9 protein-coding genes are annotated in these 14,007 nt (G+C 71.6%); 5 read left to right on the forward strand and 4 right to left on the reverse strand.

What is annotated here, in order from left to right; genetic code table 11:
• Positions 1–114: 114 nt before the first annotated feature.
• The 3 genes from carB to IPQ09_02515 form a co-directional block, all read right to left on the reverse strand.
• Complete coding sequence (carB, locus tag IPQ09_02505) at positions 115–3,447, reverse strand: carbamoyl-phosphate synthase large subunit (protein MBL0193093.1); 3,333 nt, start codon at positions 3,445–3,447, stop codon at positions 115–117.
• 100 nt (positions 3,448–3,547) lie between these two features.
• Complete coding sequence (locus IPQ09_02510) at positions 3,548–3,844, reverse strand: hypothetical protein (protein ID MBL0193094.1); 297 nt, start codon at positions 3,842–3,844, stop codon at positions 3,548–3,550.
• Positions 3,845–3,915: 71 nt separating this feature from the next.
• Entirely contained in the window at positions 3,916–4,590 is a 675-nt protein-coding gene (locus IPQ09_02515) for a hypothetical protein (protein MBL0193095.1), read from the reverse strand.
• A 114-nt stretch (positions 4,591–4,704) separates the two neighbouring features.
• On the opposite strand from IPQ09_02515, the gene IPQ09_02520 reads away from it, so the two are divergent.
• From IPQ09_02520 to IPQ09_02530, 3 genes are all read left to right on the forward strand, one after another.
• Positions 4,705–7,467, forward strand: a complete 2,763-nt coding sequence (locus tag IPQ09_02520; protein MBL0193096.1) for a protein kinase — start codon at positions 4,705–4,707, stop codon at positions 7,465–7,467.
• A 145-nt stretch (positions 7,468–7,612) separates the two neighbouring features.
• A complete protein-coding gene (locus IPQ09_02525) occupies positions 7,613–9,046 on the forward strand; it encodes an MATE family efflux transporter (protein MBL0193097.1) in 1,434 nt (477 codons plus the stop codon).
• 11 nt (positions 9,047–9,057) lie between these two features.
• Positions 9,058–9,684: a hypothetical protein gene (locus IPQ09_02530; GenBank protein ID MBL0193098.1), complete on the forward strand. Its 627-nt coding sequence runs from the start codon at positions 9,058–9,060 to the stop codon at positions 9,682–9,684.
• Positions 9,685–9,800: 116 nt separating this feature from the next.
• Here the strand turns inward: IPQ09_02530 and IPQ09_02535 are convergent, their stop codons facing one another.
• Positions 9,801–11,513 (reverse strand): sel1 repeat family protein, encoded by a 1,713-nt coding sequence (locus tag IPQ09_02535; GenBank protein ID MBL0193099.1) that lies wholly within the window; start codon positions 11,511–11,513, stop codon positions 9,801–9,803.
• Between the two features lie 213 nt (positions 11,514–11,726).
• On the opposite strand from IPQ09_02535, the gene IPQ09_02540 reads away from it, so the two are divergent.
• Together IPQ09_02540 and IPQ09_02545 are read left to right on the forward strand one after the other, a co-directional pair.
• Positions 11,727–12,638, forward strand: a complete 912-nt coding sequence (locus IPQ09_02540) for a ClpX C4-type zinc finger protein (GenBank protein ID MBL0193100.1) — start codon at positions 11,727–11,729, stop codon at positions 12,636–12,638.
• A gap of 150 nt (positions 12,639–12,788) precedes the next feature.
• Complete coding sequence (locus IPQ09_02545; GenBank protein MBL0193101.1) at positions 12,789–13,925, forward strand: RNA polymerase sigma factor; 1,137 nt, start codon at positions 12,789–12,791, stop codon at positions 13,923–13,925.
• Positions 13,926–14,007: the final 82 nt, after the last annotated feature.

Raw genomic sequence — 14,007 nt, forward strand, 5'->3', positions numbered from 1 at the left:
CAGCTTTGTGGCCGACAGGGGGCGCCGCGCCCCCTACAAGAAACGGCTCGCACTACGGCCGTTCGCTCAGCGAACTGCGCAGCGAGAGGAACCTCTCGCAGTAGTGCTAGCTAGCTAGGTGGACCCCCACTCTTGCAGCGATCGGACCGCCGGGGCCGCCCCGCTGCCGCTCGTCGCCTCGAGCGCATCGCACGCCGCCAGCGCGGCGGCCATGGTCGTGAAGTAGGGCAAGTTTTGCAGCACCGCCTGCCTCCGCAGCGAGTAGCTGTCCCGCACGCTGCCCGCTCCGACCGTGGTGTTCACAACGAGCCCCACCCGCCCGCTGCTCAGCGCGTCGAGCGCGTGCGGAGAGCCCTCGCGCACCTTGCTCACGACCCGCGCCGGCACACGCGCGCGCTCGAGCGCGGCGGCGGTGCCACGTGTCGCGACGATCTCGTAGCCCAGCGCGCGGAGGCGTCGGGCGAGGCCACAGGCCAGAGGCTTGTCCGCGTCCTTCACGCTCACGAACACTTCGGGCACGTCCGACGGTCGCGCGATCGACAGGCCGCACGCGAGCATGCTCTTGCCGAACGCGCGGGCGAACGTGCCGGCGATCCCCATCACTTCGCCGGTCGAGCGCATCTCGGGCCCGAGGATGGTGTCCACCCCGGGGAACTTCGCGAAAGGCAGGACGCTCTCCTTCACGGCCACGTGTCTCGGGGCCGGGAGATCGGCCACGCCCTGATCGTCGAGGGTGACGCCCAACATCACCTTCGCCGCGATCTTCGCGAGCGGGCGGCCGGTCGCCTTCGACACGAAGGGCACGGTGCGGCTCGCGCGGGGGTTCACCTCCAACACGTAGACCTCGCCACCCTTGACGGCGAACTGCACGTTCATGAGCCCCACGACGCCGAGCTCGAGGGCGAGCCTCCGCGTCTGCTCCTCGATCGCGAGCTCGATCTCCGGGCCCAACGAGTGGGGCGGCAGCACGCTCGCCGAGTCGCCCGAGTGCACCCCGGCCTCCTCGATGTGCTGCATGACGCCGCCGATCACGACGCGGCGGCCGTCCGCCACGCAGTCGACGTCGACCTCCACGGCGCTCTCCAGGTACTGGTCGACGAGGATGGTCTTCGCCTCCGCGTCACTCGCCGCCTCGACGGCGAGCTTCACGAAGCGGTCGAGCTCCTCCCGCGAGTGCGCGAGCGCCATCGCCCGACCGCCGAGCACGTAGCTCGGGCGCACGAGCACCGGGTACCCGATGTCTTCCGCCACCTTGACCGCCGAGGCTAGCCCAGTCGCCACACCGCTCTTGGGGCGGCGCAGGTCGAGCTTCTCCAGCAGCTCGTCGAAGCGACCTCGCTCCTCGGCACGATCGATGGCATCGGCCGTAGTGCCGAGCAGCGTGACGCCGCGCGCCTCGAGGGCCCGCGCGAGCTTCAGCGGCGTCTGCCCGCCGAACTGCACCACCACGCCCACGGGGCGCTCGACCTCCCAGATGGCGAGGACGTGCTCGAGCGTGAGCGGCTCGAAGTAGAGCCTGTCCGACGCGTCCCAGTCGGTCGACACGGTCTCCGGGTTGCAGTTGACCATGACGGTCTCGAAGCCCGCGTCGCGCATCGCCATCGAAGCGTGCACGCAGCAGTAGTCGAACTCGATCCCCTGGCCGATGCGGTTCGGGCCGCCACCGAGGATCATGACCTTGGGCTTCCCCGAGCTCCGGCTGGCGTCGCTCGCCGATTCATATGCAGAGTACATATACGGCGTGTCCGCGGCGAGCTCCGCGGCGCAGGTGTCGACGCGCAGGAAGGCGGGCCTCACCCCCGCGGCCTCGCGGCGGGCGCGGACCTCGTCCTCGGTCGCGCCCGCCAGGAGGCCAATGCGCCTGTCGGAGAACCCGAGGCGCTTGGCGCGGAGGAGCCCGGCGGCATCGGGGAACCCCTCCGCGAGCCACGCCTCCGCCTCCACGATCGAGCGGATCTCACCGAGGAACCAAGGATCGATCCCCGTGAGGTCGTGGAGCTCCTCTGCGGAGATGCCCACCCGCAGCGCGTCCGCGACGTGGAAGATGCGATCGGCGCGAGGCACGCGGACGATCGCGCGGAGCGCCGCGCGGAGCTCGTCGCCACCGAGCGCGCCGCCCAAGCTCGTGGCGCTCGGGCGTTCGTCGGACGCCGCCTCCATGTTCAGATCCCTCGGGCGGCGCGGCGCCGCGAGCGCGCGGTGGTCGGCCTTGTCGAGCAGCGAGTCGAGCCCCTCGCGCCCGGTCTCGAGCGAGCGCGCGGCCTTCTGGAAGGCCTCCGCGAAGGTCCGGCCTATGCTCATCGCCTCGCCCACGCTCTTCATCTGGGTGCCGAGCGTGTCGTCGGCGCCGGGGAACTTCTCGAAGGCGAACCGAGGCCATTTTACCACGACATAATCGACAACTGGCTCGAACGCGGCGCTCGTCTTGGTGATCTCGTTCGTGAGCTCGGGGAGCGTGTACCCCACGGCGAGGAGCGCCGCGATCTTCGCGATCGGGTAGCCGGTGGCCTTGGACGCGAGCGCCGACGAGCGCGAGACGCGCGGGTTCATCTCGATCACGTGGACCTGACCGTCGCGCGGGTTCACGGCGAACTGCACGTTCGCGCCGCCCGTCTCGACGCCGATCTCCGTCATCACCGTGCGCGCCGCGTCCCGGAGGCGCTGGTACTCGCGGTCGGTGAGGGTCATGGCGGGCGCGCAGGTGATGGAGTCGCCCGTGTGCACGCCCATCGGGTCGAGGTTCTCGATGGAGCAGACCACGATGAAGTTGTCCGCGCTGTCGCGCATGACCTCGAGCTCGAACTCCTTCCAGCCGATGACGCTCTCCTCGACCAGCACCTCGGCGGTCGGCGACTGCGCGAGCGCCCAGGCCACCTTCTCGTCGAGCTCGGCCGCGCTGTACGCGATGCCGCCGCCGCTGCCGCCCATCGTGAACGACGGGCGGAGGATGGCGGGATAGCCGGTGGTGGCAACGATGGCCCGGGCCTCCTCGAGCGACCGCGCGGTGTCGGCGCGGGGGCAGGTGAGCCCAACGCGGGTCATCGCGTCTTTGAAGAGCTGGCGGTCCTCGGCCTTGGCGATCGACTCGGGGCGCGCGCCGAGCAGCTCGACGCCCAGCCTCGCGAGCGTGCCGCGCGCGTGGAGCGCGAGCGCGAGGTTCAGGGCCGTCTGGCCCCCGAGCGTGGGGAGCACGGCCTGAGGCCGCTCGCGCTCGAGGATGGCCTCGAGGGTCTCCACGTCCAGCGGCTCGATGTACGTCCGGAGAGCGAGCTCCGGATCGGTCATGATCGTGGCGGGGTTCGAGTTGACGAGCACCACCTCGTACCCGGCGGCAGCGAGCGCCTTCGCGCCCTGCGTGCCGGAGTAGTCGAACTCGCACGCCTGGCCGATCACGATCGGCCCAGCACCCAAGAGGAGGATCTTCGTCAGGTCGTCGCGGCGCGGCATTGGCACGCGCTGTTAGCAGGCCGACCGACGGCGGCCAAGCGCCGGCGCCCGCGCGGGCCGCGAGGAGAGGCCGAGCCTCGCCCCGCGGCGCGGCCACCCCTCAGGGGCAGGTCGCCTTGATCGCGTCCATCGCGGCCTTGCACTGCGTCGAGAGGGCCGCCTTCCCCGCCGGCGTCCCCGCCGCCTGCTTGAACGCGTCACGCTGGGCCTTGAACCCAGGCTCGGCGGCCGACTTGGCCGCGGCGCCCATCTTCCCGATGCAGGCCTCGTACTTCGTGATGTACGCGTCGCACTCTGCGACGCCAATGCCGGGCGCCGCGGGCTCGTCCTTCTTGCAGGCGGTGACGGCCGCGATCGCCCCAAGCACCAGCACACACACGAGACTCTTCTTGTTCATGGGCACCCCTTCTTCGGCCGCATCGCGCGGCGCCCGTCGAGGCTACGGGACGCCGCCGGCACGTGGAAAGGCTATTGAAGCTTCGCGACGACGACCTTGTGCGCGGCGAGGCACCAGGTCTTGCCGCCAGCGACGGGCGAGGTCTTGTTCTGCCCGTCGATCGTGACCTCCACGAGAGACACGTCGAGCGACGCCTCGAGCCGGCCACCCTTTCCGCCGAACGTGGTGACGTCGACGCTGCCCGTCTTCGCCATGAAGGTCTTCTGGCAGTTCGAGAGGTTGTCGTCGCACTTCGTGCGGATGAGCACGCACGTCTTGCATGTGTCGTAGCTCGCGTCCACGGCGGTGAGCGTTCGCTTGCCCACCGTGACGGCGTTGCCTGTGAGCGGCACGAGGACGAGCTCCATCGCGTCGACGGGAGAGGCGAGGGTCGTCTGGCTCACCACGCCGACCGACCCGTCGGAGGACTTCACGAAGCCGTCGTCGGCGACCGACACGAAGCCGTTGGTGTCGCACGCGCCGGGCACCGCGGTGTCGGGCTTCGACGCGTCGACGGGGCCGCCATCGGGCGGCGGCGGCGGCGTGGCGTCGCTGGCGGCGGCGTCGATCGTCGCGGCGTCGGTCGCCGCGACGCCGGCGTCGGCCGCGGGGGTGGGCGTGGAGGAGCACGCCGCCACCGCGACGAGCGCGGTCGCGAGGGCCACGAGGGGAAACGAGACGAGCGTGGAGGAAGGGCGCAAGATCATGCACCTACCGTAGCGCAGAGGCGACCTGCTGCGCGACCTGCCGCGTGGACCTCGAGGCGCGCGCCGGCGCGAAAACTTGGCCCGAGGTCCCGCGGTTCCTTATGCATCCGGCCCATGAGCGCGAGCGCGGCAGAAGAGACGGTCAAGTCTGGGTTCTCGTCCGGCAACATCGCCATTCCCCTCCCAAGAGCGTTCGGGCGGCTGCTGCTCCTGCGGCTGCTCGCGCGCGGCGGCATGGGTGACGTCTACCTCGCCGCGAGCACGGGAATCGAGGGCGCGGAGCGACCGTGCGTCGTCAAGACCGTGCGACGCGACCACATCCACGACGGCTCGTTCCTCGCGCGGTTCCTCGACGAGGCCCGGGTGCAGGCCCAGCTGAACCACCCGGGCGTCGCCCAGGTGATCGAGGCCGCGAGCGACGAGAACGGCGAGCCCTACACCGTCGTCGAGTACGTCGAGGGTCGCTCGCTCGCCGACGTTCGCCAGCGCGCGATCCAGCTCGGCAGCCGCATCGAGTGGCCCGAGGCCGTCGCGATCGGCGTGGAGCTCGGGCAGGCCTTGGCGCACGTGCACGAGCGCGCCGGCTCCGACGGCACGCCGCTCGGCATCGTTCACCGCGACCTCTCACCTCAGAACGTGATGGTGGGCTACGCAGGCGAGCTGAAGCTCATCGACTTCGGCACCGCGCGCGGCCAGAACCGCAAGTGCCACACGGTCGCGGGCGTGGTCTTCGCGAAGCCCGGCTACGTCGCGCCCGAGGTCGCCCGGCAAGAGGTGGGCGACGGGCGCATCGACGTCTACGCGATGGGCGTCATGATCTGGGAGCTCTGCGCGGGCAAGCGCCTCCTCGCGGGCGATCCGCAGAAGCACCTCGAGGAGGTGGCCCAAGGGCGCTTCACGGTGCCGTCGCTCCCGCGCACGCGCGGCGTCCCCGCCGAGCTCGACGCCATCCTCCAGCGCCTCGTCGCCAACGACCCCGACGAGCGCTACCTGAGCGCGAGCCACGCGGCGAAGGACCTCGCGAAGCTGCTCCAATCGGCCCCCGCCAAGGAGGGCGGCGAGCGGAGCGTTCGCAGCCGCATCGCGAGCTTCATGAAGACCCTCTGGCCGAGCGAGCCGGCGCGCTCGCGGGCCGAGTTCGGCAAGCTGCTCAAGCAGGCCCGCCATCTGCGGTCGGAGAGCGTCACGCCGAGCTCGAACAAGGTCGCGGAGCTCCAAGCCGCGCACATGAGCGACGACCCCTCCACGCTCGCCGGCACGCCGTATCGCCTCGGCAAGAAGATCGGCGAGGGCGAGAGCGGTCAGGTGTTCGAGGCCGAGCACGTCGAGCTCGGGCGCAAGCTCGCGGTGAAGGTGCTGGCCCCGACGCAGTCGGCCGCACATGACGCGGTGGAGCGCTTCCGCCGTGAGGCGCGCGTCGTCGCCAACCTGAAGCACCCGAACCTCGTGCACCTCCACGACTTCGGCAAGGCGCTGGACGGCCGGGTGTTCCTCGCGATGGAGCTGCTCGACGGCGAGACGCTGGAGAGCTACGCGCGGCTCGACTCCGACGACCACGCCAGCCGCGGGCTGCGCACCCGCGACGCGGTAGACGTGTGCGTGCAGATCACCCACGCCCTCGAGACCGCGCACGCCGCGGGGCTCGTCCACCGCGATCTGAAGCCGCAGAACCTCTTCATGACCCGCACCGGCATAGTAAAGCTGCTTGACTTTGGGGTGGCGATGGCCCTCAGCGACGTCGAGGGCGACGAGGGCGCCCGGCCCCGCGGCTTCGCGATCTTCGGCACGCCGGAGTACATGGCGCCGGAGCAGGTCGCCGGCGAGCCGGTCGACGAGCGCTGCGACATCTACGCGCTCGGCTGCGTGCTCTATCAGCTCCTCACCGGCTCCTGCCCATTCACCGGCACGTCCGGCGTGGCCATCATGGGCAAGCAGCTCCGCGACGTGCCCGAGTCGTTCGCGCAGATGGCGCCCGACCGCGTCCTGCCGGCCTCGATCGAGGCGATCGTGATGAAGGCGCTGTCGAAGTCGCGCGACGATCGCTACCCGAGCGCGAAGGCCATGCGCGAGGCGCTCGAGGCCGCGCTCGCCCGCACCGAGCGGCGCCGCGGCGTCGGGCGCGTGCTCGTCGGGCTCGCGGGGATCGCCTCGCTCGCCGTGGTGTTCGCCGGCGGCGCGAGCTACGCGCGCCACAACGGCGGGCTGGCTGGGCTCTTCGGGGGCTCGCCCGCAACGGCGCGCGCGCCCGCGATCCCCGAGGTGACGGTCGACTCGCTGCCGGTGGCGCCCGCCCCCACCGTGGGGGCCACGGCGACCACGGCAGCCGCGCCGAACGCCGAGTCGGCCGCGCTCTCCTCGCCGCCCGCGTCGACCTCCGCGGCGCCGCCGCCCGCGCCGCCGACCAAGCCCGAGGCGGCCCCCGGGGCCGGGCTCGCCGTCGCCGAGCCACCGCCCGCGAAGCCCGGCGAGGAGGCAAAGGCCGCCCTCCAGGACGCCGAGGAGGCGCCCCCCGCGCCGACGAAGCTGCTCCACCGCGCGACCGCCCGGGAGCCCGCGGCGGAAGCGACGGGCGAGCTCGCCTCCGCGCGGCAGGCCGCCGCCGCGAATCCCCACGACCCTCAGGCCCTCCGCGCGTGGGCGCGAGCCGCCTACGTCGCGCGCGCTAGCCGCGAGGCGCGGCGCGCAGGCCGCGAGTGGGCCGCCAACGACCCCGGGCCGGAGCCGCGCATCTTCCTCGCGAAGGTCCTCGACGCGTCGGGACACGGGGGAGAGGCCAAGCAGATCCTGGACGACTGGCTCGCGAAGCACCCCGACTCCACCGAAGCGCGCCGCCTGCGCGCTCGCCTCGGCGGCGGGCGCAAGCCTACGCGGCGCTAAATCAGCGACGGCGGCGGGTCGGCGGCCTACGTAGGGAAGTTTCCCACCTCATGGCGATCCTTGTCAGACGCGGCCATGGGCGGTATTGCCCTGCCTCCCGCGGCGCGCTCGCGCGGCCCGAGCTCTACGCGTGACGCCCAGCAGCATGGAAAAACCGAACTCTGTCGAGCTGCGCCTGCTCGACGGCCCGACCTACCCCACGATCCTCCGGCTCGCGATGCCGACGGTCATCGCGATGCTCTCCCAGAGCGCAGTGAACGAGATCGACGTGGTCTTCTTCGCGCGCCTCCCGGGGTGCGACGGCTCGACGGCCCAGGCCGCGCTCCTGCCGTCGCTCATCTTGGTGTGGCTCTTCGGGGGCTCGCTGTCGGCGATCAGCGTGGGCACCCAGGCGCTCACCGCGCGACGCTACGCGGAGCAGAAGCCCGAGGCCGCCGGGGCCGTGCTCGCGAACGCCGCGTGGTTCTGCCTCCTCGGGGGGCTCATCCTCACGGTGGTCGCGCAGTTCACGGTAGGCCCGCTGCTCCGCATGATGAACCTCGGCCCGGAGGTGCACGCGGTGGCGCTCGCGTACTCGCGCTGGCGAGTGTTCGGCATCATCGGCATGTCGATGACCGTCGGCGTGAAGTCGTTCTTCGACGGCATCGGCAAGACCCACGTCCACCTCGTGGCGGCCGTGGTGATGAACATCTTCAACGTGCTCTTCTGCTGGCTCTTCATCTTCGGGAACCTCGGCGCCCCGAGGATGGGCGCGCCCGGCGCCGGGTTCTCGGCCTTCGTCTCGACGTGGATCGGCCTCCTCATCGTGCTGGCGTTCACCTTGCCAGAGCGCGTCCGCTTCTCGCCGTATCGCCGCTCGAACCTCTCCTGGAGCCTCACGAAAGACCTGCTCAAGCTCTCGCTGCCCGCGGCGGCGTCGACGGTGGTCATGATGGTGGGGTTCGGGGCCTTCTCGCGGGTCGCGGGGCGGCTCGACGAGATCGCCTCGCACTCCGACGCGACGAACGTGATCGTCGGCGCGTGCGGCCGCGCCGAGGCGGTCAACGGGGCCGCGACCACGAACATCGTGGCCATCATGAAGCTCACCTTCACGGCCTGCATCGCGTTCGGGACGGCCACGGCCACGCTGGTGAGCCAGTCGCTCGGCGCGAAGAGACCCGAGACCGCAGACCGCTTCGGGTGGGGCAGCGTGAAGCTTGGCGTGGCCATTTTCGGCTTCATCGGGCTGTGCGAGGGCGTGCTCTTCACCCCGCAGATCGTCGGGTTCATCACCCACTCCGAGGCCGTGCGCGAGGCCGCCATGGTGCCCATGCGCGTCATGGGCGTGGTCACGCCCATCATCGCGATGGCGCTCATCCTGAGCGAGGCGCTGTTCGGCGCGGGGAACACGGTGTTCGTCGCCATCGCGCAGCTGTGCCTCATCTTCCTCATCCTCGTGCCCCTCGCGTTCGTCTTCGCGATCACGCTGAAGATCGGGCTGCTCGGGATGTGGATGGCGGCGGTGCTCTACGCCGTCCTCGCGGCCATCGTCATGGCGCTGAAGTTCCGCGGCGGGCAGTGGAAGGCCATCGAGCTCTGAGGAGGAGGACGATGCGAGACGGTTCACGAAGGTCCGCGCTGACGCGACGCGCGCTCCAACTCTTGGCGGCGCTGCTCCCCGCGGCCGGGCTCGCGCTCGTCGCCACGCAGGCCGAGGCAGCCCCCACGCTGCGAATCGGCGCGGTCTACGCGCCTGGCATCGAGCTCAGCGACGCCTCGCGCACGGGCGATCCGGCCGACGTGCTGCACGCCGTCGCGGGCGGAACGCACAACCTCGGCGCGGAGCTGTCCCTGGGCGGCGGGCTCTTGCGCTACCACCTCACGGGCGCGGTGAGCCTCGCGGCCTCGGCGACGGGACTCCGCGTAGAGCCGGCGACGCTGGGGTTCGCGATCCCGCTGTTCACCCGCCCTCGGTGGCGACTCGAGGTCGAGCCGACCGCGATGCTCGCCAACGTGACGTACCTCGAGGGCGGAAGCTCCGCGGCGTCGATCGTCGCCCTCTCGGCGGGCGCGGACGTGCGCGCGAACCTGGCGTACGGTCACTTCTTCGTCGCGTTGAGCCCGCTCGGCTTCGACGTGCGCTACGCGGCGATCGACGGCAGCGCCGCGAAGGCGCGCGCCTTCGCGGGCGGCGCCGCCACGTTTCGCCTGCGCCTCTTCGTGGGCGTCGAGTTCTAAATCACCGAGCCTGATCCTGGCACGGCAACGCCCCATCGCGCGCGCCGCACCCCTCGGAGACGCGCGCGCCTACCGCGGGCGCTTGCCCGTCCGGGGATCCGAAACCAGGAGTCAGCCTATTTCTTGAGGCGCGCGGCGAGGCTCACGCAGGCCTTCCCCGTCGCCGCGGCGCCGGCGCAGGCGCGGTCGAAATAGGACCTCGCCTTCGCCGCGTCCTTCGCGACTCCCCACTCCCCCGAGCAGGCCATCGCCGCGAGTCGGCACGACTCCTCGCGCTTGAGATCGCAGCCTCGGCCGAGCGCCGCGAGCGCCCCGGGCACATCCTTCTTCGCGTCGTCGCCGAGCGTGCCGTCGAGCATGAGCACGCCGAGCTCCGCGCAGCGCTTCGCGTCTCCCGCCGTGCACGTGCGAGAGAGCACGGCGCGCGCGGCGGCCGGGTTCTTCGGTGTGCCTTGCCCCTTCAGGTACTTGGCCACCACCGCGAAGCAGCCAGGGCCATAGCCGAGGTCGCACGCGCGCTGAGAGAGCGTCACCGCGCGCGGCGCCGCCCGGTCTCGCGTCTCCAGGCGCTCGGCGAGCTTGGCGCACGAGAGCGCGTGCCCGAGGCTACAGCCACGATCGAAGCTCGCGTCCGCCTTGTCGTCGCTCTTGGCGTAGCCGTAGAGCCCCTCAGAGATGTGGCTGCCGACGTAGAAGCACGCGGCCGGGACGCCGTCGGCGCAGGCCTTCTCGTAGAGCTTGGCGCCCTCGAGGTGCTGCGGATAGTTCGCAGCGCCGACGGCGGCGCCCGCGATGGCGATGCAGCCCTCCCCCTTGCCCTTGCACGCGTCCTCGACGCCGGTGAGCAGGTGGGCGAGGTTGTAGCAGCTCGCCGCGCTGCCCTTCTTGCATTGCGCACGACAGGCCGCCTCGTCCGTGGGCGCGCAGAGGAAGGCCTCATCTTTTGCGGCGGTCGTGCACCTTCCAGCGGCGAAGGCGTAGCCCTCGGGGCACGGGCTGGCGATGGTCGAGAGGCCGGTGTCCGCGCCGGGGCGCGCGTCGCCAATAGGGAAGAGCTCCACGCGAATCGCGCTGTGGCAGTCCGCGGGCGCCTGCACCGAGTCGGGGGCGGATTTCTTGCAAGCGTCGAGCGAGCCGTCGCGAAGGTTCGTCTGCTTGTCGCTCTCGCTCTTCGCGTCGGCGGAGCCGCCGAAGAGGGCCGCGGCGGCCGTGACGGTCGCGCCGCTCCCGCGCCTCATCGCGAACGCCCCGACGTAGACCGCTCGCACGAAGTGAGTCGCGCCTTCGCACGCGCCCGTGAGCTCGCTCTTGGCCGCGGCGCTGCCGAGCGCCGTGCTGCGACCGACCATCGCGGTCGCGAGATCCAGGCTCGTCCCACGAGCGACACCGCCCGCGAGCGTCGCGCCCGAGATGGGCAGGCTGGCGCGGATCTCGTCCTGAGACTTCAGCTGGACGACCTCCTCTTTGAGGCTCACGCCGGCGAAGCGATAGTCTCCCTTGAGCTCGCAGCTGGACAGCACGCGCATCCCGTCGCAGCCGTAGTGAACGACGGCGCGGCCCGACTTCATCGCGAGCTCCAAATCGGTCCGCTGCGAGGAGGGGAGATCGATGACGAGCGTCTGCGCGACCGCGGGCACCGCGGTGCACGGCGGGGCCGGGGCGTCACCGAGGGCCTGCTTCGCGCTCGGCGCCTCCACGCGCGCCGCGTTCGCGGCGGCGCCGGGGGAGCAGCTGGCGAGATGGAGAAGCGCGAGCGACCCGAGGGCACCGCCGGCTCGGCGGAGGTTCCGAGGCGCGCGTTCAGCGAAGGCGAGGAAGCGTAGCGTCATGACGCGTCGGGTAGCACGCGCTCGAAATGCCAACAACCCGCAGCCCGGTGACTCAGCGCAGTCAGTGTGGCTCGTCTCGCGCTCGCCCGGAGATGCGCAGACGCAGGCAAGCGTGAGCGCGGCGACGGCACGACCACTTGAACGACGTCCGGTTGGCCTGATTCACTTACGATCCGGGAAGGATGGCCACCATCGGTCCGTAGACTCACACCTATGAGCGTGAAGTCCATCCGCAAAGGCCTGCACCAGCTCGTTGGCGGCGATCCCAACGACGCCGCGATCTGCAACTTTTGTGGAGCTCACCGGAGCGAGGTGCCGCGGATCCTCGAGGGGAGCGCGGGCTACATCTGCGAGGGCTGCGTCTTCGCGGCGGCGGGGGACCTCGCGGCGCGCGACGCCCGCGAGGGCCGGGGCGCGGCGACCACCTTCCACGTCGTCGCGCTCGCGCTCGACTACGTCGACGCTCGCACTCCCCACGCAGGGCTCGAGCCCGTCTTCGACGCGGCCCTCGCGCTGGTCGAGGGCGACCCGTCGCGCTGCCGGCTCCTCGCGTCGCGCGCCTTCCGCCTCCATCACTTCGCGCGCGCGGCGGAGGCGCTCCTCCGTATCGACGAGCCCGTACGCACCGTGACCGACGCTCTCGGGGCACTGGCGGCGCTCGTCGTCGTCGGCGATCGGCCCACGATCGCGCGGGTCCTGGCGGCGCTCGACCCGATCGCTCTCAGCGACCTCCACCGCCTCCAGCGCGATGTGCACCGCGGGTGGGCGGCGTATCGGCTCGAGGCGAGCGCGGGACCGACCTTCACGTTCGACGGCGCGTCGCTCGGACCGATCGTCGAGCGGCTCCGCGCTCTCGACGCGCCGGCGTCGCTCGGCCAGGCGCTAGAGGTCGCCGCCGCCTACGAGCGCACGCGCGATCGTGGCGCTGCGCTCCAGCGTATCGAGGAGGCCCTCGGCGTCGAGGACAAGCCATCGCGTCGGCTCCTCCGCGGCGACATCCTGGCCGACGTCGATCCCGCCGCGGCGCGCGCGTCCTGGGAGGCGGCGCTCGCCCTCGCGCACCCCGACTCCGTCTGGGCCGCTCGGGCACGCGCGCGCATCGCCGGCGCTCGTCCGCGCTCCTGAGGGCGATGTCCGGGCGCCGTGGGGCACGGTGCCGCCAAACGGATGGAACCACCCTCGCTCTCCCGGGCTCGTCACCCAGGTCGGCGACGATCGACGCGCGGACCATCGGCCATGGAACCTGGCGGCGGTCTCGATACGTCTACCTCACGAATGATGCGTCATGGGCACCTCGCGCAGAAGCTCCGTCCGCTCCTTGGAGAGCTGACCCGCTTCGCCCGTTGGCTCGCGCAGACCCCGCAGGAGGCCGACGAGGTCGTCCAGGAAACCCTCCTGCGGGCGCTCCGCGCGCACGAAGATCTGGCGGACACGAGGCACTTGAAGGCGTGGCTCTTCCGCATCGCGCGCAACGCCCATGTCGACCTCCGCCGCGCGCAAGCGGGTCGCGATCGATTCGTCCTCCTTGGTGGTGGCCTCGACGAGCTGTCGGCGCTCGAGACTCCCCCGCCTGTGCCGCCCGCTCGCGTCGAGGGGGTGGACCTCGAGCGCGCCCTGGCCGAGCTTCCCGAGGGGGCGCGCGCGGCGCTCGTGCTCACCGACGTGTGGGAGTTCGATCACGAGGAGGTCGCGCGGATCCTCGACATTCCCGTGGGGACGGTGAAGTCGCGCGTGGCGCGGCGCGCGCGCGTCTGGCGGCACTTCTCGCACAAATCGGTCCGGAACGAGGCGCCGCCTACTCGCAGAGCCGGAGGGACGCATGACGTCGAGCGATCATCTCCAGGACGAAGAGCTGGTGGAACCGAAGTCCCGCACGCAGTCCGAGCATCTCCAGGGGTGCGCCTCCTGCCGGCAGCGACGCGAGACTCAAGACCGCGTGCGAGTGAGCTTGAGGGCCCTCGACCGGGAGGCCGCTGTGAGCCCGCAGGCGCTCGCGATGCTGCAGGAGGCGTCGACCTCCGGCCGGGCCTCGCGCCGTCGTTGGACGGCGGCGGTCGCCGCGACGCTCGTCGTGGCCGCTGCCCTGGCTGGGGTGGCCCGGAGGGCGCACGCGCCGCAGGGACCGCTCTCGGCCCCGCTCCGCGACGAGCTCGCGCTCGACCACCTGCACTACGCGCCGCTTCGTGCTCCTGCCCAGGTGGCCTCCAGCGACTCGCGCGTCGTGGCGGCTGCTCTCGAAGAGCGGCTCGGGCGCCCGGTCGTCGTCCCGACGTGGGAGGCGACGACTCTGATCGGCGGCCGCTCCTGCCGCATCCAGTCGGAGTGGGTCCCGCTCGTCCTCTACGAGCGCGCGGGACGGCGCATTTCGTTCTTCGAGCTTCCGAGTGCCCAGCTGTCGAGGGTGGGCTGTGACCGCGGGGAGGGCGGCCTGTCCATCTGCGCGACGGCGCGACCAGGCGGCGGGGCCTTCGTGGCGGTCGCGGACCTGCCTGCG

It is taken from the genome of Myxococcales bacterium, assembly GCA_016720545.1.
Lineage (GTDB): Bacteria > Myxococcota_A > Polyangia > Polyangiales > Polyangiaceae > JAAFHV01.